This window comes from Halobacterium jilantaiense, assembly GCF_900110535.1.
Taxonomy (GTDB): domain Archaea; phylum Halobacteriota; class Halobacteria; order Halobacteriales; family Halobacteriaceae; genus Halobacterium; species Halobacterium jilantaiense.
In genome coordinates, this window is record NZ_FOJA01000001.1 from 2765810 (window position 1) to 2790986 (window position 25177).

28 protein-coding genes and 2 tRNA genes are annotated in these 25177 nt (G+C 65.7%); 8 read left to right on the forward strand and 22 right to left on the reverse strand.

Annotation, left to right across the window (positions count from 1 at the left end):
- Positions 1-25: 25 nt before the first annotated feature.
- Positions 26-499: a DUF456 domain-containing protein gene (locus BMW35_RS14460; RefSeq protein WP_089670256.1), complete on the forward strand. Its 474-nt coding sequence runs from the start codon at positions 26-28 to the stop codon at positions 497-499.
- Here BMW35_RS14460 and BMW35_RS14465 read toward each other — a convergent pair whose 3' ends face one another.
- From BMW35_RS14465 to mvk, 6 genes are all read right to left on the reverse strand, one after another.
- Complete coding sequence (locus BMW35_RS14465) at positions 500-2257, reverse strand: glutamate--tRNA ligase (RefSeq protein ID WP_089670257.1); 1758 nt, start codon at positions 2255-2257, stop codon at positions 500-502.
- A 121-nt stretch (positions 2258-2378) separates the two neighbouring features.
- The gene (locus BMW35_RS14470) at positions 2379-2600 is read right to left on the reverse strand and encodes a hypothetical protein (RefSeq protein WP_089670258.1); all 222 of its coding nucleotides are present in this window, start codon (positions 2598-2600) and stop codon (positions 2379-2381) included.
- Between the two features lie 101 nt (positions 2601-2701).
- Positions 2702-3748 (reverse strand): geranylfarnesyl diphosphate synthase, encoded by a 1047-nt coding sequence (gene idsA3, locus BMW35_RS14475; RefSeq protein ID WP_089670259.1) that lies wholly within the window; start codon positions 3746-3748, stop codon positions 2702-2704.
- Positions 3749-5095 carry a ribonuclease J gene (locus tag BMW35_RS14480; RefSeq protein WP_089670260.1) on the reverse strand — a complete coding sequence of 449 codons (1347 nt, stop codon included), beginning with the start codon at positions 5093-5095 and terminating at the stop codon, positions 3749-3751. It lies immediately after the preceding gene.
- Between the two features lie 267 nt (positions 5096-5362).
- Complete coding sequence (locus BMW35_RS14485) at positions 5363-6100, reverse strand: isopentenyl phosphate kinase (RefSeq protein WP_089670261.1); 738 nt, start codon at positions 6098-6100, stop codon at positions 5363-5365.
- Complete coding sequence (mvk, locus tag BMW35_RS14490; RefSeq protein ID WP_089670262.1) at positions 6097-7083, reverse strand: mevalonate kinase; 987 nt, start codon at positions 7081-7083, stop codon at positions 6097-6099. The genes BMW35_RS14485 and mvk overlap by 4 nt, the downstream gene beginning before the upstream one ends.
- A 106-nt stretch (positions 7084-7189) precedes the next feature.
- On the opposite strand from mvk, the gene BMW35_RS14495 reads away from it, so the two are divergent.
- Positions 7190-8005: a VOC family protein gene (locus BMW35_RS14495; RefSeq protein ID WP_245708182.1), complete on the forward strand. Its 816-nt coding sequence runs from the start codon at positions 7190-7192 to the stop codon at positions 8003-8005.
- Positions 8006-8080: 75 nt separating this feature from the next.
- Here the strand turns inward: BMW35_RS14495 and rpsB are convergent, their stop codons facing one another.
- From rpsB to BMW35_RS14560, 13 genes are all read right to left on the reverse strand, one after another.
- Positions 8081-8836 carry a 30S ribosomal protein S2 gene (gene rpsB / locus BMW35_RS14500; protein ID WP_089670263.1) on the reverse strand — a complete coding sequence of 252 codons (756 nt, stop codon included), beginning with the start codon at positions 8834-8836 and terminating at the stop codon, positions 8081-8083.
- Positions 8833-10029 (reverse strand): phosphopyruvate hydratase, encoded by a 1197-nt coding sequence (eno, locus tag BMW35_RS14505; RefSeq protein WP_089670264.1) that lies wholly within the window; start codon positions 10027-10029, stop codon positions 8833-8835. Before eno ends, rpsB begins: the two co-directional genes overlap by 4 nt.
- Before the next feature lies 1 nt (position 10030).
- On the reverse strand, positions 10031-10210 hold the full coding sequence (locus tag BMW35_RS14510; protein WP_089670265.1) for a DNA-directed RNA polymerase subunit K: 180 nt from the start codon (positions 10208-10210) through the stop codon (positions 10031-10033).
- On the reverse strand, positions 10207-10407 hold the full coding sequence (locus BMW35_RS14515; RefSeq protein ID WP_089670266.1) for a DNA-directed RNA polymerase subunit N: 201 nt from the start codon (positions 10405-10407) through the stop codon (positions 10207-10209). Before BMW35_RS14515 ends, BMW35_RS14510 begins: the two co-directional genes overlap by 4 nt.
- A gap of 12 nt (positions 10408-10419) precedes the next feature.
- Positions 10420-10818: a 30S ribosomal protein S9 gene (locus BMW35_RS14520; RefSeq protein WP_089670267.1), complete on the reverse strand. Its 399-nt coding sequence runs from the start codon at positions 10816-10818 to the stop codon at positions 10420-10422.
- On the reverse strand, positions 10812-11249 hold the full coding sequence (locus BMW35_RS14525) for a 50S ribosomal protein L13 (RefSeq protein WP_089670268.1): 438 nt from the start codon (positions 11247-11249) through the stop codon (positions 10812-10814). Before BMW35_RS14525 ends, BMW35_RS14520 begins: the two co-directional genes overlap by 7 nt.
- A complete protein-coding gene (locus BMW35_RS14530; RefSeq protein WP_089670269.1) occupies positions 11246-11599 on the reverse strand; it encodes a 50S ribosomal protein L18e in 354 nt (117 codons plus the stop codon). Before BMW35_RS14530 ends, BMW35_RS14525 begins: the two co-directional genes overlap by 4 nt.
- 33 nt (positions 11600-11632) lie before the next feature.
- Positions 11633-11717: transfer RNA gene (locus tag BMW35_RS14535), tRNA-Leu, on the reverse strand.
- Positions 11718-11843: 126 nt separating this feature from the next.
- Complete coding sequence (locus BMW35_RS14540; protein ID WP_089670270.1) at positions 11844-12590, reverse strand: DNA-directed RNA polymerase subunit D; 747 nt, start codon at positions 12588-12590, stop codon at positions 11844-11846.
- A 4-nt stretch (positions 12591-12594) separates the two neighbouring features.
- Positions 12595-12978 (reverse strand): 30S ribosomal protein S11, encoded by a 384-nt coding sequence (locus BMW35_RS14545; protein WP_089670271.1) that lies wholly within the window; start codon positions 12976-12978, stop codon positions 12595-12597.
- Between the two features lie 6 nt (positions 12979-12984).
- The gene (locus tag BMW35_RS14550) at positions 12985-13497 is read right to left on the reverse strand and encodes a 30S ribosomal protein S4 (RefSeq protein WP_089670272.1); all 513 of its coding nucleotides are present in this window, start codon (positions 13495-13497) and stop codon (positions 12985-12987) included.
- Positions 13497-14009 carry a 30S ribosomal protein S13 gene (locus BMW35_RS14555; protein WP_089670273.1) on the reverse strand — a complete coding sequence of 171 codons (513 nt, stop codon included), beginning with the start codon at positions 14007-14009 and terminating at the stop codon, positions 13497-13499. The genes BMW35_RS14550 and BMW35_RS14555 overlap by 1 nt, the downstream gene beginning before the upstream one ends.
- Positions 14010-14030: 21 nt before the next feature.
- Positions 14031-14113 (reverse strand) — tRNA-Ser (locus BMW35_RS14560).
- Positions 14114-14351: 238 nt separating this feature from the next.
- On the opposite strand from BMW35_RS14560, the gene BMW35_RS14565 reads away from it, so the two are divergent.
- Positions 14352-15383 (forward strand): Mrp/NBP35 family ATP-binding protein, encoded by a 1032-nt coding sequence (locus BMW35_RS14565; RefSeq protein WP_089670274.1) that lies wholly within the window; start codon positions 14352-14354, stop codon positions 15381-15383.
- Entirely contained in the window at positions 15380-15595 is a 216-nt protein-coding gene (locus BMW35_RS14570) for a DUF7976 family protein (protein WP_089670275.1), read from the forward strand. The genes BMW35_RS14565 and BMW35_RS14570 overlap by 4 nt, the downstream gene beginning before the upstream one ends.
- Here BMW35_RS14570 and BMW35_RS15400 read toward each other — a convergent pair.
- Positions 15592-16401 carry a hypothetical protein gene (locus BMW35_RS15400; RefSeq protein WP_143052210.1) on the reverse strand — a complete coding sequence of 270 codons (810 nt, stop codon included), beginning with the start codon at positions 16399-16401 and terminating at the stop codon, positions 15592-15594. The two genes, BMW35_RS14570 and BMW35_RS15400, sit on opposite strands and share 4 nt — an antisense overlap.
- 136 nt (positions 16402-16537) lie before the next feature.
- On the reverse strand, positions 16538-19798 hold the full coding sequence (locus BMW35_RS14575) for a PKD domain-containing protein (protein WP_143052211.1): 3261 nt from the start codon (positions 19796-19798) through the stop codon (positions 16538-16540).
- 253 nt (positions 19799-20051) lie between these two features.
- On the opposite strand from BMW35_RS14575, the gene BMW35_RS14580 reads away from it, so the two are divergent.
- From BMW35_RS14580 to lrpA1, 3 genes are all read left to right on the forward strand, one after another.
- The gene (locus BMW35_RS14580) at positions 20052-21938 is read left to right on the forward strand and encodes a 2-oxoacid:acceptor oxidoreductase subunit alpha (RefSeq protein WP_089670277.1); all 1887 of its coding nucleotides are present in this window, start codon (positions 20052-20054) and stop codon (positions 21936-21938) included.
- Positions 21939-21940: 2 nt separating this feature from the next.
- Positions 21941-22879: a thiamine pyrophosphate-dependent enzyme gene (locus tag BMW35_RS14585; RefSeq protein WP_089670278.1), complete on the forward strand. Its 939-nt coding sequence runs from the start codon at positions 21941-21943 to the stop codon at positions 22877-22879.
- Positions 22880-22993: 114 nt separating this feature from the next.
- Positions 22994-23422 (forward strand): HTH-type transcriptional regulator LrpA1, encoded by a 429-nt coding sequence (lrpA1, locus tag BMW35_RS14590; RefSeq protein WP_089670279.1) that lies wholly within the window; start codon positions 22994-22996, stop codon positions 23420-23422.
- Positions 23423-23428: 6 nt separating this feature from the next.
- Here lrpA1 and BMW35_RS14595 read toward each other — a convergent pair whose 3' ends face one another.
- Entirely contained in the window at positions 23429-24571 is a 1143-nt protein-coding gene (locus BMW35_RS14595) for a pyridoxal phosphate-dependent aminotransferase (RefSeq protein ID WP_089670280.1), read from the reverse strand.
- A 118-nt stretch (positions 24572-24689) separates the two neighbouring features.
- On the opposite strand from BMW35_RS14595, the gene BMW35_RS14600 reads away from it, so the two are divergent.
- The gene (locus BMW35_RS14600; RefSeq protein ID WP_089670281.1) at positions 24690-25172 is read left to right on the forward strand and encodes an SRPBCC family protein; all 483 of its coding nucleotides are present in this window, start codon (positions 24690-24692) and stop codon (positions 25170-25172) included.
- Positions 25173-25177 lie beyond the last annotated feature (5 nt).

Here is a 25177-nt window from a genome sequence, read left to right on the forward strand (position 1 = left end):
AGCCGCCGGCTCCCCGTCTCTCTGCATGGACCTCCTGGTCGCCGCCGCGCTCGCCCTGCTCGTCCTCGGCGTGGCCGGCAGCGTCCTCCCGCTGCTCCCGAGCGGCGCGCTCTCCTTCGTCGGCCTGCTCGTCTACTGGTGGCAGACCGGCCAGCCCGGGCCGCTGTTGCTCGCCGCGCTCGTCGGCGTCTCGGTGCTCGCCGTCGCCGTCGACTGGCTGGCGGGATTCGTCGGCGCGCGCGCCAGCGGCGTCGACACGCGAACGTCGATACTCGCAGGACTCGTCGGGTTCGTGTTGCTGTTCCCCGGCGGCCCGCTCGGTCTCCTGCTCGGCGTGGCGGGCACCGTCTTCGCCGTCGAATTCCGGGCGAACCGGGACGCCGAAGCGAGCGCGCGCCGCGCCGCCTACGCGACGGTCGGCGTCGTCGCGTCGGCCGGGATGCAGGTCGTGTTGACCGCCGTCGTACTCGGAGCCGTGCTCTGGGTGCAGTTCCTCTGACTACGGGTGCGTGTAGTACGCCACCGACTCCTCGGGAGTGTGGCTGTCGACGCGCGCGAATCCGATGCGAACGAACTGCACGACGGTGTCTGGTGCCCGGTCGACGAACCCGGGCTCGGCGTAGCCGGTCGCGTCACCGTCCATCGTGCGCAGCCGAACCTCGACGTTGTCGTCGGCGGGCACCCAGTGGACGACGTCGACGCCCTCCTTGCGGACGATGTCGATGTCCGCGTCGAGGTACTCGAAGCGCTCGCCGTCGTAGCGCACCGGCCCGTAGGCCTTCAACCAGACGCGGTCGCCCTCGGCGGGCAGGTCGGCGGCCTCTACCAGCACGCTGTCGCCGACCGGAATCTCGCGGTCGCCGCGGTCCGGGTGCTCGGGGTGGACCTGCGGCGTGGCCTCGTCCGGGCCGCCGTCGACCGGGACCTCGACGGCCTCGTAGGACTCCTCGTTCCCGTCGCCACGGGCCTCGAAGCCGTCGCGGACGAGGAACTGCCGCGGTGCCTCGTCGTCGACGAGCTCGCGGTTGTTCGCGTACACAGAGGACATCGAGAGGTCGACGTCCGACGAGGACGTACCGAGTTCCGTCATTGCGTCCACGACCGCCTCGCCGCGGATGCCGCGGCGCTGCACGCTCATCACGGTCGGCGCACGTGGGTCGTCCCAGCCGTCGAGCACGCCGTCGGCGACGAGCTCCTTGATGGTCGACGTCGACATCTTCACGTCGTAGGCGTCGAGCTGGACGTGCCCCCAGTGCAGCACCTCGGGGTACTCCCAGTCGAAGTAGTCGTAGAGGAACCGCTGGCGCTTCGCGGAGTCCTGGAGGTCGATGCCGCGGATGATGTGCGTGACGCCCGTCAGGTGGTCGTCGACGCCCGACTGGAAGTCCAGCATCGGCCAGCAGCGGTACTCGCTGGCCTCCTCGCGCGGGTGCGGGGTGTCGACCATGCGGAACGCCACCCAGTCCCGGAGCGCGGGGTTCTTGTGCTCGATATCGGTCTTGATTCGGAGCACCATCTCCCCGGAGTCGTACTCGCCGTCGACCATCGCCTCGAACTCCTCGGCGACCGTCTCCGGGTCCTTCTCGCGGTGCGGGCAGGCCTCCCCGCTGTTCTTCAGCTCGGAGAACTCCTCCCCCGGACAGCTACACGTGTACGCGCCGCCCTTCCCGATGAGTCGGCGGGCGTGCTCGTAGTACGTCTCGACGCGGTCGCTGGCCTTGATGACGCGGTCCGCCTCGAACCCGAGATAGTCGAGGTCGTCGAGAATCTGGTCGTACGCCCAGTCCAGCGGACGCTTCGTCTCCGGGTCGGTGTCGTCGAACCGGACGAGCATCCAGCCGTCGTACATCTCCTTGTACGTCCCGATGACGGCGGGCATCCGCGCGCTCCCGAGGTGCCAGGGGCCGTTCGGATTCGGCGCACACCGCATCCGAATCTCGTCGTACTCCTCGGCGTTCGGGAGGTCCGGCAGCAGCTGGTCGTCTTCCTCGTCCTCGCTCTCCAGCTCCTCGACGTCCTCGGGCGCGAGTTCGGCGAGGCGCTCTCGCTTCGTCTCGTCGCTCATCCCGTTGACGTCCTCGATGACCGGCGCGATGACGCCGGGAATCTCGTCGCCGTGCTCCCGGAACTCGGGATTCTCTCCCATCATCGGCCCCATGATGGCCCCGACCTGTGCGTCGCTCCCGTGTTTCAGGGCGTTGAACAGTGCGGCCCGCTCTGCCGCCCGGCGGACCCGCTCGCGGAGTTCGTCGTCCATACCACCGACTCCACGCCGAGGGGTGAAAATCCCGCTGGATTCGAGCGCATCCAGACTGAGGTACCGACGCGAAGTGAGCGGCTACCCCGACCCGAGTGCCCGCCTGCACGGACCGGTCTGACTACTGGTTCGGTCGCGCCGCAGCGACGTACGTCACGTACAACAGCGGCGCGAGCACGAGCAGCGCGACCCAGAGCCCCGAGTCACCGACGACTTCCGACACCGATTCGGACGACTGCACGAGTACCGCCCACACCAGCGTCCCGACGAGGACCAGCCCGACGAAGACGAGCCCACCGGGATACGGCCGTCGCTTCAGGTACTCGTTGTATCGGTTTGTCACGTCACGCAGTACTCTCGACGCGTCACTAAAATTTCGGGTCGCTCGCCGGAGCGCCCAGCAGGGAACGGCGGTCGTCCGCGGCGACCCCCGGACAGAGTGCGCTAATAGCCGCGTTCGATGAGGTAGTCCGCAATCTGCTCCAGCCGGTGGCGGGCCTCGTTCTCCGGGAGGACGTCGAGGTGGGCCTTGCCCTCCGCGACGAGGTCCTCGGCGAGGTCGCTCGCGTACTGGATACTGCCGACATCTCGGAGTCGCTGGACGGCGGCTTCGACCTCCGCGTCGGTGACGTCCTCGGGGTCGTCGGCGTCCAGCAGCCCCTCGACGTCCACGCCGTGCTCCTCGGCGTGCAGCGTGATGATGGTCTTCTTGTGTTCGGCCAGATCGGAGCCGCGCTGCTTGCCGAGTTCCTCCGAGGGAACAGTGAGGTCGAGGACGTCGTCCTGAATCTGGAACGCCTGCCCGACCTTCACGCCGTAGTTGTACAGCGCCTCGATGGTCTCCTCGTCGGCCGAGAGGAGGAGCGCGGGGAGCGTCGCGGCCGCGGCGTACAGCACCGCGGTCTTCAACTCCACCATGTCGAGGTACTCGTCGGTGACGACGTCGCCGCGGGTCTCGAAGTCGATGTCCAGCGCCTGCCCCTCGCAGATGTGGGTGCAGGTCTCCGCGAGCGTCTGCACCGCACGGAGGGTTCGCTCCGGCGGCGCGCCGGTCTGGAGCATAATCTCGAACGCCTTCGAGTACAGCGTGTCACCGGCGAGAATCGCCGTCTCGGTGTCGTACTCGCGGTGGACCGCGGGTACGCCCCGCCGCAGGTCGTCGTCGTCCATGATGTCGTCGTGGATGAGCGTGAACGACTGGATGACCTCGATGGACACCGCTGCGGACATCACGTCGACCTCGCCGTCGTTCAGGTCCGGGAACGCCCGATACTCGGCGTCCGCTGCGTCGACGTCGGACAGCGCCTCCGCCGTCAACAGCAGGACCGCCGGCCGCAGCCGCTTCCCGCCGGCTTCGAGGATGTACCGGGAGGCCTCGTAGAGCCGCTCGGGCTCGGCCATCGGGAGGTCCTCGTCGATGGCGTCGTTGACCTGCTGCCGGCGCTCGCGGACCGCGGCGAGCACCGCCTGTTCGCGGGCTTCCTGGGACATCTACTCGACGAGCTGGATGGTGTTGCCGTTCTCCGTCATGTGCAGGTCACGGCCGACCTTGTACCCCTGGCTCTTCGCGAGCTTCGTGTACGGGGCCATCCCGGCCATGTCCTGGTGGGCGGGGATGAGGTGCTGGGGCTGGAGCGCCTGCAGCATCTGGTAGTGGCCCTCCTCGCGGAGGTGGCCGGAGACGTGGATTTCGTCGTAGATGCGGGCTCCCTGCATCCGGAGGAGCTGTTCGCTCTGGTAGCGCTGGCCCTTGTTGGTCGGCTCCGGGATGACGCTCGCCGAGAAGATGACCTTGTCACCGTTCTCGATGTCGTACGGCGTCTCGCCGCGAGCCATCCGGGTGAGCATCGCGCGCGGCTCGCCCTGGTGACCGGTGACGATAGGGAGGAAGTTCTCCTTGCCCTCGTTCATGACGCGCTTGAACGCGCGGTCGACGGACTTCCGGTGGCCGAACATCCCGAGGTCGTCGGGGAAGTTCACGCGACCCATGCGTTCGGCGGTGCCCGAGTACCGCTCCATCGAGCGACCGAGCAGGATGGGCTCGCGGCCGATCTCCTTGGCGAACTCCACGATGGAGGAGACCCGGGAGATGTGGCTGGAGAACGTCGTCGCGATGATGCCGCCGTCGTAGTCCTCGACGCTCGTTAGAACGTCTTTGAGGTGGCGTCGCGCCGTACTCTCGGAGGGTGTGCGGCCCTTCCGGCCGGCGTTGGTGCAGTCCTCGATGTAGCAGAGGACACCCTCGCCCTCGCGGCCGATCTCCTTGAACCGGTCCATGTCGATGGGGTCCTCGAGGACGGGGTCGTGGTCGATGCGTTTGTCGAGGCCGTAGACGACAGCGCCCTCGGGCGTGTGGAGGACGGGGTTGATGGCCCCGATGATGGAGTGCGTGACGTGAACGAACTCGAGCTCGCAGTCGTCACCGATGGGCATCGTGCCGCCGGCCTCCATCTTCACGAGGTCGTTCTCGACGCCGAACTTCTGCTCGCTCTCGATTTCGCCCTTCACGAGCTCGATGGTGAACGGGCTGCCCACGATGGGCGCGTCGTAGCGGTGTGCGAGCTTCGAGATGGCACCGATGTGGTCGAGGTGGCCGTGCGTCGGCACGATAGCCTTCACGTCGCCCTCGAGGTCGGACATGACGCGGTCGTCCGGAATGGCACCCATGTCGATCAGGTCGAGGCTGTGCATCTTCTCTGTCTCCACGTTGTCGTGGATGAGGACCTGCGAGAGATTGAGGCCCATGTCGAAGATGACGATGTCCTCTCCCGCGCGGACGGCAGTCATCTGCCGTCCGACCTCCTCGTAGCCGCCGATTGTGGCAATTTCGATTTCCATAGTTCTGAAGCACTGAAACCCGCGTTTTCGCGCGTCTCGAAACAGTCGCGGACTGGCCGCGGCGGACCGCGGCGTCTTACAGCCGTCGGCTGCCGGGGCGTTGCCGCCCGCGACGTCTTGCTTGGCTGGGCGTATGCGGCCCGCTGTTAAAAACAGCGGGGATTGCGTGGCCGAGCGCAGCGAGGCCACGTTCTAGCGAGCGGCGAGCGCAGCGACCCGCGAGCGCCCCGACGTGCAGCCAGAAGCAGCGGTTCGAGTGACCGCGGTTCAGCCGCGGATGCGGGTGCCGGCGTCGTCGCCGGCGAGGAAGGCGTCGAGGGCGTCGGGACCGAACACGAAGGCTGGCGAGCCGAGGTCGAGGAGTGCGCGGACCTTGGCAGCCATGCCGCCAGTGACGTCGGTTGCGTCGCTCTCACCGAGCGCGTCGGCGGCGTCCTCGAACGCTGTGATTTCGGGGACGACGTCGCCGTCCGCGTCGAGGACGCCGGGAACCGTCGAGCAGAGGCCGACGCGGTCGGCGGCGAGGGCAGTTGCGAGCGCGCTGACGAGGTCGTCGCCCGAGACGATGGTGGCTCCCTGTCCGGCCGTGGTCAGCACGTCGCCGTGGAGTACGGGAACGAAGCCCTCGTCGAGCATCGCGGCGACCTGGTCGGTGGGGAGGTGGAGGTCGCCGTCCGTATCGCGGAAGCCGGTGGAGAACGGGTGGACGGGGACGGCGGGGATGCCAGCGTCCGCGAGCGCGCCGACGACCGCGCGGTTGAGTGTCTCCATCGCTGCGGCGATGTCACGGACGGCCTCGGGGTCTCGGGTGCCGTCGGTGCTGGAGACGCAGTGCTCGGCGGCGTGCGGGTGGCCGAAGCTCCCGCCGCCGTGGACGACGACGAGGTCCGAAACGTCGCTGTCCGCGACTGCTGTGGCGAGGTCGGCGAGCCGGTCGTCGGCGACCGTCTCCGGCTGGTCTTTCTCGGTGACGACGCTGCCGCCGAGCTTGAGAATGACGGTCATTCGGCGCGTACGCCCTCCTCGGCGAGTTCGGCGCGGAACGCCTCCTCGCAGTCCGGCGTCAGCGACAGCGCAGTCTCGGCACCGTCGCCGTCGTCGAGCGCGACTATGGAGCCGCCGCCGCCCGCGCCCGTGAGCTTCGCGCCGACCGCGCCGCCGTCCCGGGCGGCCCACACCATGTTGTCGAGTGTCCGGGCCGAGACGCCGAGCGCGGACAGCAGGCCGTGATTGACGTCCATCAGTCGGCCGAGCGTCTCCACGTCGCCGTCCGCGAGCGCCGCCTCGCCGCGCCGGACGAGGTCGCCGATGGCCGAGACGGTGTCGGCGGCGAAGCCGAACTCCTCGCGGAGCGCGCCGACGCCCGCGACGAGTTCGCCGGTGTCGTGGCTGGTGCCGTCGTAGCCGACGACGAACGGCAAGTCCGGAGCGCCGATAGTCGTACAGTCGTCGCCTTCCACCCGGACAGCGCCACCCATCGCCGAGCAGAACGTGTCGGCGCGGGACGCCTGGCCGTCCTGGACCTCGTGCTCGACCTGGTACGCGCGGTCGGCGAGTTCGCGAGCGTCGATGTGGACGCCGAGCTCTCTCGTGGCGGCGTCGATGCCGGCTACCACCACGGCCGCCGACGAACCGAGACCCGCTCCGAGCGGAATCTCGCTGTCGATTTCCACGTCGAAGCCAGCACCGGGCGCGTTGGCGGCGTCCCGGGCCTGCTCGACGGCCTCGTCCACGTACCCCATCGCGGCCTCCACGATCGGCGCGGGCACGTCGACGTCGGGCGCGTCGTCGGTGGCACCGCTGTACTCCACGGTGAATCCGTCGATAGAGAGGTCGCCGGCCGACACCCGGAGGCGGTCATCGTCGCGCTCGGAGACCGTGACGTGTGCCCGACGCTCGATGGCACACGGCACCGCCGGCTCCCCGTACACGACGGCGTGCTCGCCGAAGAGGTAGACCTTCCCCGGCGCGCTCGAAGTCGTCGTCATACCCCGGCGTGTGGCCCGGGAGGTTACAGAGGTTCCGGAACGCGACCGACATTCGCCGCCCCGAACGGGCCGCAGGCTTATCCCGGCCTACCGTCTACCGCGGGGCATGCGACCGGTCATCGACCACGTGCCGTTCACGGGGGCGTCGCTCGACGCTCTCGTCGAGCGGTTCGAGACGGCGGGGTTCGACCCCAGGTACGGCGGCGAACACCCCGGTGCCGGCACGGAGATGTCGATGCTCGTCTTCCCGGACGGCTCGTACGTCGAACTCGTCGCGCCCACCCAGGCCGAGACAGGCTGGTGGGGCGAGTTCTTCGACGCCGCCGACCCCCTCGCCGGGCCGAGTGACTGGTGTGTGGAGACCGGGAGCGTCCACGCCGAGTGCCAGCGGCTGATCGACCACGACGTCGAAATCCACGGCCCCAGCCGGGGTCGCCGGGAGCGTCCCGACGGAACGACTGTCGAGTGGGACTCGGCGTTCCTCGACCCCGACGACCGCCACCTGCTCCCGTTCCTCGTGAGCGACCGCACTCCGCGCGAGTACCGGGTGCCGGACGCCGACAACTTCGGTGCACCCGTCTCCGGCGTCGACTGTGTCGTGCTCGCGGTGCCGGATCTGGAGGCCGCACTCGACCGCTTCCAGCGGCTCTACCGGTTCCCCGACCCGAACCGCGACTACGACGACGAGTTCGGCGACCTCGCCGCGTTCCCCGGACAGGACGTCGTGCTCTCCGAGCCTTCCTCTGGCTGGGTCGCCGACCGCGTCGACCAGTTCGGCCCCGTCCCCACGACGGTGCTGCTCACCGCGGACGTCGACGACGCCCGCCACCGCCACCCGCTCGACGGCGGCCGCGAGTGGTTCGACCGCCGCGTCCGCATGATCGACGGACTGGACGGCTACCTCGGTGTCGTCTCCCGATAGACGGGACAGACTGATTCTACGTCGAACGCTGCCGCTGGCGGACGAAGCAGCGAACCGAAAAGTGTCGAAACCGGGCTACAGGCCGTCTTCGAAGTCCTCGAGGGCGTAGGTCGGCTCCGCGCCGCGCCGGTCGAGGGTCTCGTTCGCGAGCAGCCAGTAGACCACGGACAGTGCGCGACGACCCTTGTTGTTCGTCGGCACGACCAGGTCGACGTTCCCGGTCTGGTTGTTGGAGTCACACATCGCGATCACGGGGATGCCGACCGTGATCGCCTCCTTGACGGCCTGCGAGTCACCGATCGGGTCAGTGACCACGAGGACGTCCGGCTCGATGTAGCCGTCGTAGTCCGGGTTCGTCAGCGTCCCCGGGATGAAGCGCCCGGTGCGGGCGCGCGCCCCGACGGCCTCCGCGAACTTCTCCGCGGGGAATCGGCCGTACTGGCGACTCGACGTCACCAGAATCTGCTCAGGGTCGTAGTTCTCCAGGAAGTCCGCCGCCGTACGAATACGGTCGTCGGTCTTCGAGACGTCGAGGACGTACAGGCCGTCCGTGCGGACGCGGTGGATGAACCGGTCCATGTCCTTCGTCTTCTGCTGGGTACCGATGTGGACGCCCGCTCCAAGGTAGTCCTCGACGGGGATGAGGAGGTCGGCCTCCTCGTCGGACATCACGTCCTCCGTCGCCGTGGACTCCGGCTCGGGCTCCTCGGCTTCTGTCTGTTCGTCTGTCTGGGCCTCGCTCTCGGCCGCCGCCTCGACGTCGGCGTCGTCCGCCGTCTCGTCGGGCGCGTCCTCGAGGTCGGCCTCGGTGTCGGATTCGTTCTCGCTCATGCTTCGTCCGCGATGCGGATGAGTTCGTTCAGCTTGGCGGTTCGCTCGCCGCCGACCGCGCCCGTCTTGATGAACGGCGCGTCGGTCGCCACGGCGAGGTGTGCGATGGTCGCGTCCTCGGTCTCGCCGCTCCGGTGGGAGACGACTGCGTCGTACCCGTTCCGGGTGGCGAGTTCGATGGCGTCGAAGGCGTCCGAGAGCGTCCCGATCTGGTTGGGTTTCACGAGGATGCTGTTGGCCGAACCCTCGTCGATGCCGCGCTGCAGGCGCTCCGTGTTCGTCACGAACAGGTCGTCGCCGCAGACGAGCGTCTCGTCGCCCACGCGGTCGGTCAGCTCCGCGAACGCCTCGAAGTCGTTCTCGTCGAGCGGGTCCTCGACGTACGCGAGGTCGTACTCGGCAACCAGCCCGGCGACGTACTCGATCTGCTCCTCGGTGGAGCGGCGGTCGTCGCCGTAGGCGTACTCGTCTCCGTCGTAGCACTCGGCAGCCGCCATGTCCAGGCCCAACTGCACGTCGAACCCGAACTCGTCGGCGACGTCGTCGGCAGCCTCGGCCACCACGTCGAACGCGGTGGCGTCGTCGACCGAGGGAGCCCACGCGCCCTCGTCGCCCTTCGCCGCCGGGACGCCGTCTTCCTCGAGGATTTCCTTCACGCGAGCGTGGACGGCCGCGTTCGCGAACACGGCCTGTCGCACGCTCGGCGCGCCAGTCGGCGCGACGAGGAACTCCTGGATGGCGGTCGCGTCTTCGGCGTGCGCGCCGCCGCCGAGGACGTTCCCGAGCGGAGTCGGGAAGTTCCGGCCGCGGAACGCGCCGCCGAGGTGCTGGTAAGTGTTGACACCGAGGACGTCCGCGGCGGCCTTCGCCGCCGCCATACTCGTCGCGACGGCGGCGTTCGCGCCGATCTCGGAGAAGTCCTCCGTGCCGTCGGCCGCGTGCAGCGCCGAATCGACGCCGCGCTGGTCGCCCGCGAACTCGCGTCCCTCCAATCGGGGCGCGACGTGCTCTCGGCCGGCCGCGATGGCCTCCTCGACCGGGAGCTCGACTGCCTCGTGTTCGCCCGTGCTCGCCCCGGAAGGCGCTGCCGCACGACCGAACCCGCCGCTGTCCGTCGTCACCTCGGCCTCCACGGTCTTGTTGCCGCGGGAGTCGAGGACCGGACGATACCGGACGGCCTCGATGCGCGTCATCTCAGTTCTCCCTCCGGACGGTGAACGGGAGCGCGTCCGCGTCGTACTCCTCGGCCGCGATGAGGATCGGCTCCGTCTGGTCGGTGTCGACCAGGACGGGCGCTCCGTACGCCACCTGCAGCGCTCGCGCGCCGATGATGCGGGCCTTCTCGTATCGACTGAAGTGCTGTGTCCCGCTCATTGGTATGGGGAGACCACGTCGACGAGGTCCTGGTGGGAGATGAGCATCCGGCGACAGCAGTGCCGGTCGACGCCGAGGTCGTCCAGCACGTCGGCCGGATCCTCGTCGCCCTCGTGGCTCTCGGCTCGCGCCTTGAACTCCTCCCAGTGTTCGCCGACGACCGTACCGCAACTGAAACACCGGACTGGTACCATCATTGTCTGGTCACCTCAGCGGTAGGACTTCTGGTAGCGAGCGCGTGCCCCGGGACCGCCCCACTTCTTGGACTCGCGCTGGCGCACGTCGTTCACCAGGAGGCTACGGTCGAACTCCCGGAACGCGTCCCGGAGTTCGGCGTCGCCGTAGTGCTCGACGAGCCCGCGCGCGATGGCGGTGCGGACGGCGTCCGCCTGTCCGGCGAACCCGCCACCCGCGACGTCGACGTCGATGTCGACGCCGTCGCGGAGATCGCTACCCGAGATGCGGAACGGCTCCAGCATCTTCAGGCGCGCCATCTCCGGATCGACGAGTTCGACGGGCTGGGAGTTGATTCGCACGCGACCCTCTCCGTCGCTCACGGTGGCGCGAGCGACAGCCGTCTTCTTCTTGCCTGACGTGTTGGTTACCATGTGATGTTCGCCCCCAGTTCTTCGGACACTTCGCCGAGGGTGACGAAGCGGATGGTCGACAGCCGGTCGAGCGAGGTGCCGTCGAGCACTTCGCCGTCGTCGTCTGTCGGGTTACCCACGTAGACGCGGACGCTGTCCAGCGCCTCGCGGCCGTCGTCCTGCTTGTACGGCAGCATGCCGCGGATGGCACGCTTGAAGATGCCGTCGGGGCGCTTCGGGTAGTACGGACCCCGGTCGGACCCCAGCTCGGCGCGCTTCCGGTACGTGGAGAAGACGTCCTCTTCCGTTCCGGTGATGACCGCGTCCTCCGCGTTCACCACGGCGACCGAGTCGCCGGCGAGCGCGCGCTCGGCGACGTTGCTCGCGACGCGACCCAGGATGCAGTCGCGGGCGTCCACGACTACGTCTGCGTCGAACTCTGCGAGGCTCATCGGATCACCCGCACGTCGCTACCCTCTGGGTTCTGTTCGACTGCCTGTTCCAGGTGGACGGCGTCACCGTCGGCGTGCTGAATCTTCGTCTCCGCGCTGCTGGAGAAATCCACAGCAGCCACGGTGACGGACTTCCGCAGCGCGCCGGACCCCAGGACCTTCCCGGGGACGACGACCGTCTCGTCCTCGTTCGCGTACCGTTCGATACGACTCAGGTTCACCTCGGCGTGCGTGGACCGCGGCTTCTCCAGCCGGTCGGCCACGTCGTGCCAGATGTCCGCGCCCGAATCCCGGGCGACGGACTTCAGTTCGGCGATGAGACTGCTGAGTCTCGGACTTGTCTTGCTCATGCTCCTAACTCCTGAAAGTTGTGAGAAGTCGAATGCAGGGAGCAGGATTTGAACCTGCGAACCCCTACGGGACAGCGCCCTGAACGCTGCGCCTTTGGCCAAACTTGGCTATCCCTGCTCGGCCTCGGTGACCTTACGCTTCTCTGTAGCCCCCGCCCCTTCTTACCGATTACGATTGCCGGTCCCGTCGCTCCCGGGGCAGGAACGGACGCCGGTTCGGTGTTGAGGGGGGAGACGTTCATAGTTACAGTTGGACTGCCTGTTCGAGTTCGTCCGCGCGGTCGACCAGGGTGTCGACCGCCCGCAGCACCAGTTCTTCAACGGGCATCGAGCCGTCGGATTCGACGTGGAAGACGAACGCGCCGGGGACGTCCTCGACCTCGACCTCCTTGCCGGGGTACCGGTTCGTCAGGTCGTGGTCGAAGTCGTCGGTCGGCACCAGTTCGCCGTCCTCCTCGATGACGCCCCGGAGCATCCGGGGTTCGTCGTCCGCGTACTCGGAGCTGTCACCCACAACGTTGATTTGTTGCAGGTGTCGGTAGCCCACCGCCACCCCGCCCTGGTGTTTGGCGTGGTCGCGGCCATAGCCCATCACGGCGTCGGCCTCCAGTTCGAGGCGCTGGTCGTCTTTCAGCTCGATGATGGGGATGTTCTCGTCTGCCGGTTCGACCTCGGGGTCGTTGCTCACGAGGTCGCCGGAGTACGCGGTGCCCGGACCCTCGACGTCGAGCGCGAGCGTGACCGACTCGCCCGCCTCGTAGTCCTCGGGCGTCGTCAACGGAACGAGTCCGAGTCGCAGCCCGAGCTGCTCGTCGAACATCACGCTCGAATTCTCCACGAACCGCACGGTGTCGATGGACAGCGTCGGGACGTCCGCGAGAATCGCGCGACGAATCCCGTTCGCGAATGCGGGCGTGATGTTCCGAACGACGAACCGGGCCTCCCGGTCGTCGCGGTCGACGAATTCGACGTCGAAGTCCTGGCTACTCATGGTTCTAGTACCCGCTGTTCTTCGGCGGTCGCGTCCCGTCGTGCGGGATGGGCGTGACGTCCTCGATGCGACCGATTTCGAGGCCGGCTCGGGCGAGCGCGCGAATCGCGGCCTGCGCACCCGGGCCCGGGCTCCGCTGGAGGTTCCCGCCGGGACCGCGAACCCGGACGTGGACCTTCTCGATGCCCTGATCGAGTACTTCCTCTGCGAGCTTTTCTGCCATCTGCATCGCGGCGTACGGCGACGCCTCGTCCCGGTTCTGCTTCACCACGGAACCGCCACTGGACTTCGCGAGCGTCTCTGCGCCCGTCTCGTCCGTCACGGTCATGATGGTGTTGTTGAAGGAGGCGTGGACGTGCGCGATGCCCCATTTGGTGTCGTCAGCCATGCGTTATCACTCCTGAGCACCGGCGCGAGCCGGGTGCAGTTCGTCGGTGAGGTCGCTCGTTTCGTCGAACGCGAGGGCGTCCTCCTCGTCGACGGGGACCGTGTAGGACGGCTCCGTGACGCGGCTGTCGTCGACCGTGATGTGGCCGTGGTTGACGAACTGGCGGGCCTGCCCCACCGTGTTCGCCAGGCCTTCGCGGTAGACGACCGTCTGGAGGCGTCGCTCGAGGACGTCCGTGACTTCCAGCGACAGGACGTCGTCGAGGCTCTCCTCCGAAGAGAGGATGCCGATGCGCTTCAGGCGGGAGACGAACTCCTCGCCGGACGCCGTGCCGGTCTGTCCGAGCAGGCGTCGCGCCTCGCGGCGGTAGTCGCGCAGTTCGGACTGCGCTCGCCAGAGTTCCTCTTTGTTCTTCAGGCCGTAGCGCGAGAGGAGGTCGGACTCCTCTGCGATGCGCTCGCCCTGGTAGGGGTGGTTCGGCGTCTCGTAGAACTTGGTGTTCTCGCCCGGGAGCGCCATTACTCCTCACCCCCCTCTGCTTCTTCCGCTGCCTGTTCTTCCTTGATCGCCTCGACGTTCACGCCGATGGTGCCCTCGGTACGACCAGTGGACTTCGTGCGCTGACCGCGGACCTTCTGTCCGCGCTCGTGACGGATGCCCTTGTAGGAACGAATCATCCGCATGCGGTTGATGTCCTGGTCGCGGGTGAGCTCCACGTCGTTGCCCGTGATGTGCTGGTTCTCGCCGGTGTAGAAGTCGTCCCGGCGGTTCGCCAGCCACTCCGGAGCGTGCTCCGTGAAGGAGTCGACGGCCTCGGTGACGCTCTCGATGGCGTCGTCCTCGAGACCGCCCATCGTCGCGGTTCGGTCGACGCCGGCTTCGTCGGCGACGACACGCGCGACGCGACGGCCCACGCCGTCGAGCTCCGCGAGAGCACGCTCGACGGACTTGGTACCGTCGAGGTCTGTCTGACCGATGCGGACGAAGTACTGAATGTCCTCGTCCACGTCTTCTTGTTCTTCCGAACTCATGATTGGGTTGTCTGTGAAAGGCGTCGTGGCGGGGATTTGAACCCCGGAGGCTTGCGCCACAGAGTTAGCAACCCTGCGCCTTGACCAGGCTAGGCTACCACGACAGGCTTTCCGTGTGTATCTTCGCCCTCTCGGACTCGGGGCCTGGGCCCCTACAGTGACTGCACTCGTGCGAACTCGCGCGCAGTACTTAAACACTACGAAGGGCGTCGGACCGAATCCACGGCCGTGGTGCGTGTGAGACGCCCACACGTCTGCTGATGAGGGCTCGAATCAGGCCCGCGGTGCCGCCGCATACCGCCGACACAACCCTTATCGGCCGACCCACCCCTATCCCGACTCATGAACGAAGACGACGTGCTGGACCTCCTCGAAGCCGTCGAGGACCCCGCCCTGGGCGACGACATCGTCTCGCTCGGTCTCGTCAACGACCTCGACGTCGACGGCGACACCGTCACCATCTCGCTCGCGCTCGGCGCGCCCTACTCCCCCAACGAAAACGACATCGCCGCACGCGTACGCGAAGTACTTGAGGGTGAAGGGCTGGAGCCCGACCTCACCGCCGCTATCCCCGACCGTGCCGAAGCGGAAGTCCTGCCCGGCGTCAAGAACGTCGTCGCTGTCGCCTCCGGCAAAGGTGGTGTCGGCAAGTCCACGGTCGCAGTCAACCTCGCCGCTGGCCTCGCAGACCGCGGTGCCCGCGTCGGCCTCTTTGACGCCGACATCTACGGCCCCAACGTCCCCCGCATGGTCGACGCCGACGACCACCCGCAAGCAACCGAGAGCGAGACCATCGTCCCGCCAGAGAAGTTCGGAATGAAGCTCATGAGCATGGCGTTCATGGTCGGCGAAGACGACCCCGTCATCTGGCGCGGCCCTATGGTCCACAAGGTGCTCACCCAACTCATCGAGGACGTCGAGTGGGGCCACCTCGACTACCTCGTCGTCGACCTCCCACCGGGCACCGGCGACACCCAACTCACCCTCCTCCAGACCCTCCCACTCACCGGCTCCGTCGTCGTCACCACCCCCGAAGACGTCGCCGTCGACGACGCCCGCAAGGGCCTCCGCATGTTCGGCCGCCACGACACCACGGTGCTCGGCGTCGTCGAGAACATGTCGACGTTCGTCTGCCCGGACTGCGGCGGCACCCACGACATCTTCGGTGCCGGCGGCGGTCAGGACTTCGCCGACGCCAACGACCTCCCGTTCCTCGGTTCCATCCCCCTCGACCCGAGCGTCCGTCAGGGCGGCGACCAGGGCGCTCCCGTCGTCCTCGATGACGACAACGACACCGGAGAATCGTTCCGCGAGTTCGCCGCCGAAACCGCGGACATGCTCGGCTTCGTCCAGCGACAGGGGGTCGGCGAATGACCGGGTTCGACGACGACGTGAAACGCGACGCCCTCCGCGAAGTCGCGGGCGAACTACGCGAGGAGGACTCGGAGGAAGCCGAACGCATCGCCGCACTCGTGCATCGCGTGAGCGACATCTACGACGACACCGAGGACGTCGACGCCCAGCACGTCTACCTCAACATGCGGAACATCCTCCAGATCTCCGAGCAGGGCGGCATCGAACGCTAGCGACGGCCCCGTCGTCGATACCAGACTCCCGCGATAATTGCAACGACGACGAGCACCGCGCCAACTTTCGACGCTCGGTCCGAAATCGGATCCACGTCTGGGCCCGTATACTGCTCTCTCGCCGACTCGTTCTCGTAGTAGACCTCTCGCTCCTCGATCTCTCGCTGGGACGGTATATCGCCGAACTCGGGCTCCCAAGTTTCGAGGGTCCCATTCGGATAGGATACGAAGCTTACACGGTCGAACTTAATACCGGGGTTAAACTTACCACCGTAGAGTCGGACTGTCCCGGCAATGATGTCATCGTTTGCTTCACTGAGCCGTACGGAATACTGACCACCAGGGTTACCATCGGAAGCATCGCTCAAATATCGGGAGTCTGATTTGAGTGTTCGAACTTCCGCTTCTGGGACGTAGGTACGATTACCTTCATTTTCGACTTCCAGAACAACACGAGGCTGCCCGCTCTTCGTCTCTTCTCGCTTTATTGTAAGATACTCAAAATGTGGTGTCGGAACTCCCTCTTCATCCATAGTGTCAATATTTTGGGTGAAATTAAAATAGAAGGTTCCGTTGTGGGAAGAAACCATCACAGAATGGTTCTTCCTCGTCGCGTCAATTCCATCGGTAATCGCCTGATTACCTCGGAACTCGTCGCCCGGCGTTAATCTTATAGAGCCACTGTCTGCAAGAGGTTTGTCATCAACCCAAACGCTGTAACCAAAACTCTGATTCTGATCTCCAGTATTTTTTGCCACTGTACACACACGCTGTGTACTTTGGTTATAGGTAATTGCGTACTCCACGCGACTGAAGAACTCACTCACTCCCGTCTTTGTTTGACCGTCACACCCTACTTCTGGCGGTTCATTGACTGTTTGTTCTGCTGTTACGGGTGTAGCTAGCAGCAACGATGTCCCGAGCAGTATACTGAATACAAGATTAGAAGCTTTCCGCATGTGTTTCATTTGCTTCTTCTCTGATAATATTATTAGCCTTTTCGGTTGGTAAATATCCTTCGGCCGTCTCAGTTACATCCACGATTCGTTCGTTGACCACAACATCGGAGCGAAGCGATGGATCCGGTGGGAGATACCGTGCTTCGACGTGAGCCCTTGCAGTCATTCTGGTTTCGACGACGCTGGACTGCTGTTCTGGGGTGTCCGTGATTCGACTGACCGTTCCATCCTGTCTCCGAAGCGTCCACTCGCAGGTGGGTTCGGTTCTGGCCTGTTTGATGTTTGGATTCATCGTTAAAATTGACGCGGCACGCTCAGTCGTTACTGTCTCGTGATGTTGCCACTCATACTGTGCCGGTTGAGTTTTCTTCCTCATCGATGCGTGGTATACCTGCTCCCAGTACAGCTCGTTATCTTCGACGTGGTACTCGTACTGCTTCTCGTACTCCGCTCGCTCAACTATCCGGGTTCTGGTAGCCCCAGTCCAGTCGTGAGTCGGATTCCGAGGACGGGAACTCCAGTAGTCATGCTCCGCGGTCCGGGTTTCCTCTGTAGTTGTTTCGATGGAATACGTTCGGCATCCCAGTCTGGGGAGGCAGCTCTTGCGCTCTTTCTCTTCAGTCACTTCTACGGTATACTCCGTCTCATACTCGTACTCACGTAGCGTCTCAACTTCAGCAGGTTCGACCCTGATCTGCCGGGTGTCCCCAGTAAATTCACCAGAACCGCCACGATGGTTTCGCCAGACCGAATCAGTGACTGTTCGTTCGCGTCGCTCCTCACTCATACCGTCAGCCTGCCAGCCATCGTTCCTATCAACGAATAGTTGTCGCTGGAATCTGCTGTCGAAGCTCCTGATGTCGGTCTTCCACTTTGCAGGTTGCGTTTTCACTCGCTTTTTCAGGTAGTATTTGGTGCCGGACTGCCGAGCGGTGTAGAGGTTGAACCCCATCTGTTGCAGTGCATCTTTCCGCTCAGACCTTGTGGTTCTCTCTACTTCGTAGTGGGGCCGCTCCTCAACATACTGTACGTCAAACTCCCAGAGGTCAACCGATGATCCGATCTGGTTATCCATTTTTGGCTCTGGTAGTTCCACTTCGTGGAAGGATTCGTGTTGGCTCGTCGACTGGATTCTGACTGTCGGCTCGTCTCCACTCAAGAATTCGCTGGCGGGAAGCGAAACAAACCATTCGTGGAAGATATACGAATCCGCAAATCCTTCGGGACGACTTTGGTCGAAACTACCGCCATTCTCATTTTCCCAGTACCGGTTATAACCGCCGATGCTTCCCACGTCAGACACCAATTCGAAATCAATAATTTTTCCAAACTTTTCCTTTTCGTACACTGCTTGAGAAAGCTCATACCTACTCGTTCGGACCCGGTATGTTACGGTATCTTGCGGAAAAATCGTCTCAAGGTTCTGTGCCTCTGGAGTTTGCAGTCCGGGGGTGAACCAACCTAGAATATTATATGTCTTGTTAGACTGCTCCTGACTGTCAGTCACGTTTAAATAGATTAGCTTTCGCGGATTTAGCTGTTTGATCGGCCCTGTCCACTTGTCGCTGCTATTGAGATCGTTCCATTGGAATGTTAACTTCGACCCGTCTGGATCAAATGATTCCGAGGCGTCGAAGGTTGCTCCACGGCTACCGATCCGATTCTGATCGTCAACCAGTTCTAACTGAATAACTGGGTTCGAGAGTTCCGCATGTGTAGTTCCGCTAACCCCGTCTACTGGCTGTCGGTTGTTTCCCCGTACCCAGTACACTGCACCGTTTGCGTTGATTTGTCCTCCGTACACTCGTGAGTAATTTTGTCGAATAGTGAGACTGTCTGGAGAAGACGTGGATCGATCGGATGAGGGAACGATCGAGACCTGTTCCTTTCTGGGGTCTCGAAGCTCCGCGCTGACAGACTCCGGGTCGACGCCGTTCAGATCGATATCGATCTCGAACTCTCCGGTGTAGTCTTCAGGGTCGAGCTTCGGGTGCTTCGAGGTGAGCGGTTCGTCGTTGACGAACCGGGCGTTCATGACTTTCGGCGGCCCGGGGACAGTGATAGTTCGAGACTTCGAATCCGTCTGTCCTCGGGAGTCGGTAGCCCTGACGGTGACGTTGTGAGTACCTGGTGGAACGTCAGTGAGTCGTTCGAGCGTTGTGAGTCGGTCACCGTCCATGGAGCGCCGTCGGATGCCGCCGAGGGTCGTCGTGTGTTGGAGGTCGCCGTCGACGAGCACCGCCAGTGACTGGAGGTTCCCGAGGTCGTCGGTGGCGTAGGCGTCGACAGTGACGATGCTTTCCTCGGTGAGTCGTTCGAGGTGGACGTCGGGGGCAGGGTCGGCGAGGATGCTCTGCGTGCCGTCCGGAAAGGTGGACACACCGCCGCGGTCCGGTGTTGCGTAGAGGTCGTGTCTACCCGGGGAGAGTGTGAGCGTCGCGGTCCTCCCAACATCGACGTGGTGGTCGTCGAGGAACCAGTCGGCGGTGGTCTCGTTGGTGAGGCTGTAGGTGGCGTCGAGGGTGGTGTTGCCTGTGACAGTTCGTGGGCCCTGGACGTCCGGTGTGGGCGTGGTCACGGCGGAGTCGTCGTCCGAATCGGTCGGGCTGTCTGGTTCAGTGGGAGCGACTCGCGTTGGGGTCGTGACGTCGACAGCGTGGGTGGCGTCGCCGCGCTGGTCGTCTTCGTCGACGGCTGTCACGCTGACGTCGTGAGTGCCTGCATCGGGGAACTGCAGCCGTTGGTCTGCGGAGGCGGCACTCCCGTCGATGTCGGTGGTCGCGTAGCGTTCGCCGTCGGTGTACCAGACGAGTCGGTCGAGCGGGGCGGCACCGGCGTCGACCGTCGCGGTGTAGGTGTCCCGTTCGCCGGGGGAGAGCTGGGTCGGTCCAGCGAGCGACACCGACGGCGGTTCACCGGGGTCGACCCGAACATAGAGTGTGTCGGTCGCAGTCGCACCGTCGTCGTCGGTGACGGTGAGCGTGACGGTGTACTCGCCGACGCTGGCGGCCTGGAACTGCGTCCGTTCGCAGTCGCCGCAGTCTGGTTCGGTCGTGGAGCCGTTCGGGGTCTCGACCCGCCAGTCGTAGTCGGTGATTCGCCCGTCGGGGTCGCGGGAGCCGCCGGCGTCGAGGTGGACGGTCGCGCCTCGTGTGACCGTCTGGTCGAGGCCGGCGTCCGGCAGCGGTGCCTCGTTCGCAGTGGCGATGCCGGCTGTCGTCGCCGAGGTGACGAGCAACAGCACAGCGAGCAACTCAGTAAATTTCACGACAACAAAAACTGAACATTCGGTACGGTATTTAAAATTCAGTAAATCCGTGTTGAATGTATCTGCGTGGTTCCGCCGTGGGTTCGCTCCCGATGCTTCGCCCGAGACGGGGAATCAGGCGGCGCAGCCGCTGTCCTTCATCATCGTTCAATGCTAATGGATGGCAAACGATTTAGTGCCGACCCCGCCTAGCCTCAGACAACGGTCCACGGCTGGGCCAGACCACATTATGACTGACGACGAACTCATCTGGCGAATCGCGGGCGGTTCCGGAGACGGAATCGACTCGACGAGCCAGAACTTCGCAAAGGCGTTGATGCGCTCGGGCCTCGACGTCTTCACGCACCGCCACTACCCGTCGCGAATCCGCGGTGGCCACACGTACGTGGAAATCCGGGCGAAAGACGGCGACGTCACGTCCCGGGGCGACGGCTACAACTTCCTGCTCGCGCTCGGCGACTCGTTCGCGCGGAATCCGACGGACGAGGCCGTCTACGGCGACGAAGAGGTCAAGCCGCTGACCGAGAACCTCGACGACCTCCGTGAGGGCGGCATCATCGTCTACGACGAGGGGCTGCTCGACGAGGACGACGTCGGCGACCTCGAGGAGCAGGCCGAGGAGAACGACTGGCACGTCTACCCGCTGGACCTCCGTGCGCTCGCGAAAGAGCACGGTCGCGAGGTCATGCGGAACACGGCCGGTGTGGGTGCCACCGCGGCGCTGGTCGACATGGACCTCGACCACATCGAGGACCTGATGTCGGACGCGATGAGCGGCGACATCCTGGAGGCGAACCTGGACGTGCTCCACGACGCCTACGAGCAGGTGTCGGAGATGGAGCACGGCCACGACCTCACGGTGCCGACCGGCAGCCACGACGAGGAGCAGGTTCTCGTCTCCGGCAGCCACGCCATCGCGTACGGCGCTATCGACGCCGGGTGTCGGTTCATCTCCGGCTACCCGATGACGCCGTGGACGGACGCGTACACCATCATGACCCAGCTCCTGCCGGACATGGGCGGCGTCTCCGAGCAGGTCGAAGACGAGATCGCGGCGGCGGCGATGGCGGTCGGTGCGAGCCACGCCGGCGTGAAGGCGATGTCCGGGTCCTCCGGTGGCGGGTTCGCTCTGATGAGCGAGCCGCTCGGGCTCGCGGAGATGACCGAGACGCCGCTGGTGCTGCTGGAAGCCCAGCGCGCCGGTCCCTCCACGGGGATGCCGACGAAGCCCGAACAGGCCGACCTGGAGCACGTCCTGTACACGAGTCAGGGCGACAGCCACCGGGTCGCGTTCGGGCCGAAAGACCCCAAGGAGTGCTACGAGCAGACCCGGACCGCGTTCGAGATCGCGTACGACTACCAGATTCCGGTCATCGTGCTGTACGACCAGAAGCTGTCCGGCGAGTACCGGAACGTCGACGCGTCGTTCTTCGACCGCGAGCCGGCTCCGGACCTCGGGAAGACGCTGACCGAGGACCAGATTCCGGACGCGCCCCACGACGCGACGGGGAAGTACCACCGCTACCAGTACGACGTCGACGACGGCGTCAGCCCGCGCACGATTCCGGGCCAGAAGGGCGGTCACTACCTCGCGTCCGGAAACGAGCACTGGCCGAACGGCCACATCAGCGAGGACCGCGACAACCGCGTGGCGCAGGTCGAGCGCCGCCTCCAGAAGCTGGCGGCGATTCGCGACGACCTCGACGAGCGCGACCAGCAGACCCACTACGGCGACGAGGACGCGGACATCGGCCTCATCGCATGGGGCAGCCAGGAGGGGACCGTCGAGGAGGCGGTCCACCGGCTGAACGACGACGGGAACAGCGTGCAGGCGCTGGGCGTCAGCGACATGATGCCGTTCCCGGTCGACGAGGTCCGCGAGTTCGTCGAGAGCGTCGATCAGGCCATCGTCGTGGAGATGTCCTCGACGAAGCAGTTCCGCGGCCTCATGCAGAAGGAGGTCGGGGACATCGGCGGCAAGCTCTCGAGTCTGCTGAAGTACAACGGCGACCCCTTCGAGCCCCACGAGATCGTGGAGGCCGTGGAGATCGCACAGGACGGCGGCGGCGCGGAGCCGACCGCGCAGACCACTCTCGAACCCGCGGCAGGTGACTGACAATGAGCAAGGCATTCAGCGCAATCGGTGAGGACCGCGAGGTCGACCGGGACGAGTTCACGCCCGGTGTCGAACCACAGCCCACGTGGTGTCCGGGCTGTGGCGACTTCGGCGTCCTGAAAGCCCTGAAGGGGGCGATGGCAGAGCTCGGCAAGGACCCCGAGGAGATTCTCCTCGCGACCGGTATCGGCTGTTCCGGGAAGCTCAACAGCTACTTCGACAGCTACGGCTTCCACACGATTCACGGTCGCTCCCTGCCCGTGGCGCGCGCCGCGAAGCTGGCGAACCACGACCTCGAGGTCGTGGCGGCCGGCGGCGACGGCGACGGCTACGGCATCGGCGGGAACCACTTCATGCACACCGCCCGGGAGAACCACGACATGACCTACATCGTGTTCAACAACGAGGTCTTCGGCCTGACGAAGGGCCAGACGTCGCCGACGAGCCCGAAGGGTCACAAGTCCAAGACGCAGCCCCACGGCTCCGCGAAGGACCCGATTCGGCCGCTGTCGCTGAGCCTGACCTCGGGCGCGTCGTACGTCGCGCGGACGGCGGCGGTGAACCCGAACCAGGCCCAGGAGATCCTCGTGGAGGCCATCGAGCACGACGGCTTCGCGCACGTGGACTTCCTGACGCAGTGTCCGACCTGGAACAAGGACGCGAAGCAGTACGTCCCGTACGTCGACGTCCAGGAGTCCGAAGACTACGACTTCGACGTGACGGACCGCCGGGAGGCTCAGGAGATGATGACGGAGACGGAGGAGTCCCTCTACGAGGGCACCGTCCTGACGGGCCGCTACTACAAGGACGAGGACCGGCCGTCCTACCAGACGGAGAAGCAGTCCCGCGGTGACATGCCCGACCAGCCGGTGGCGGAGCAGTACTTCGACGAGGACAAGGAGTGGGAGCGCTCCTTCGACTTCGTCGACCGCCACAAGTAGCGAGCGGGCGGCCGTCGGGCCGTTCTCGCTGCCGCTGTCCGGGGGTGTTCGAATCACCCGCGAGACGCTTGCCGATTCGGAAGATATTTTTTCGCAGCAACCAAATCAGGTAGCGTGAGCACTGAATCGACGGAAGAGCGAATCCTCGCCGCGCTCGAGGAGGACGCCCAGGCGTCCTACGCCGACATCGCGGCACGCGCGGACGTCTCCAAGCCCACCGTCCGCAAGTACATCGACCGCCTGGAGGACGAGGGCGTCATCGTCGGGTACTCCGCGGACGTAGACCCGAAGAAGCTCTCCGGGCAGAGCATCGCGATGGTGGGCATCGACGTCGCGTCCGAGCAGTACGTGGAGGCGACGCGCGCGCTCCAGGAGCTGGAGTCCGTCCGGGCGCTGTACTCCTCGAGTGGCGACCACATGTTGATGGCGGAGGTGCGGGCCGCCGACGGGGACGCGCTCGGTGACGTCATCAGCGACGAGGTCCTCGACATCGACGGCGTGACCGCCGCCCACCCCTCCTTCCTGCAGGAGCGACTCAAGTAACCGTTCTCAGACCGTCGTCTCGGCGAGCAGCGCGTCGATGCGTTCGACAGCCTCGCGGACATCCTCGGTGCTCGTGGCGAACGACGCGCGCAGACAGTCGCTGGCACCCTCGCCGAAGTCGGGGCCGGGCGTCATGGCGACGCCGGCGTCTTCGAGGAACACGTCGGCGACGTCGAAGGGGTCGCCGAGGTCCGAGACGTCGAGCAGCACGTAGTAGGCACCTTCGGGCGTGTAGCCGAGGTCGAACCCCCAGCGTTCGGCCGCGTCGAGCAGGATGTCGCGGCGCTCCCGGTAGTCCTCGCGGACTTCGGGGAGCCAGTCGGTGCCCTCGCGGATGGCGGCTTCGGCTCCGGCCTGCACGAACGACGGCGCGCAGATGAGCGCGTTCTGGGCGATGCGGTTGACGGCGTCGACGTACTCCGGCGGGCAGACGACCCAGCCGAGCCGCCAGCCGGTCATGCCGTAGCGCTTGGAGACGCCGTCGAGGACGAACGCGTCGTCGGTGTACTCCAGGACCGAGTGTTCCTCGGCGTCGAACGCGAGGCCGTGGTAGACCTCGTCGGAGACGACAGCGGTGTCGGTGCGCTCGGCGAGGTCGACGAGTCCCGAGAGTGTGTCGCCGTCCATGACCGCACCTGTGGGGTTCCCGGGGGAGTTCAGCAGCATCGCGGCGGTGTCGTCGTCGACCACCTGCTCGTAGTCGGCGACGTTCGGCTCGAAGCCGTCCGCGGGGTCCAGACCGACTGTACGGACGGTTCCGTCGGCGAGCCGGACGAAGTTCGGGTAGCAGGCGTAGTGGGGGTCCGTGAGCACGACGTCCTCGCCGGGGTCCACGGCGGCGAGCATCGAGACGAGGAGCGCGGGCGAGGAGCCCGGTGTCACCACGATGCGTTCCGGGGGAACGTCGACGCCGTACTCGTCGGCGTAGTGACGACTGATTGCGTCCCGCAGGGAGGCGGTGCCCCGCGAGGAGGTGTAGTCGTCGTCGCCTGCGCGGAGCGCGTCGACCGCCGCTTCGGTGGCCGCTGCGGGCGGTCGGAAGTCGGGTTCGCCCACCTCCATGTGGACGACATCGTCGATTTCGCCGGCTCGTTCGAGCACGTCCATGGCGGCGAACGGCGTGGTCGCGGTCGCGCGCTCCGAGGGCATGCTCCTGCGGAGGTGGCTCGAAGGCATAACGGTTCCCCCACACTGTGACTCGTTGACGTGGTCGCCCGGCGAGTGCCGTGGCCCGGGGAGTTTTGCGGGCTGGCTCCCAAACAGGGGTATGCAGACTTTCGAGCGCGACCTGCGTGTGGATGCACCTCTCGACGAGGTGTGGGCGTTCCACTCGACGGTCGACGGCCTGCTGGCGCTGACGCCGGACCTGGCGAACCTCCGCATCGACGACGTGGAGTGGCCCGCGGACCGCGGCGAGCGCGACGACGAGGTGCTCGTCGAGGGCACGCGCATCCACATGTCTGTCAGACCGCTCGGCGTCGGTCCGCGGCAGACGTGGAAATCGGTCATCACCGAGCGCGTCGAGGAGGACGACCACGCCTACTTCGTCGACCGAATGGAGGACGGCCCGTTCCCGGCATGGGAGCACACGCACTCGTTCTTCGCGGACGGCGACCAGACGGTACTCCGTGACCACGTCGAGTACCGCGCGCCGCTCGGCGGCCTCGGCGCGCTCGGGTCGACGGCGGTCATGCGGCCGATGTTCTACTTCCGCCACCGGGAGACGCGAGCCTCCCTCGGCGACGCGTAGTTTTA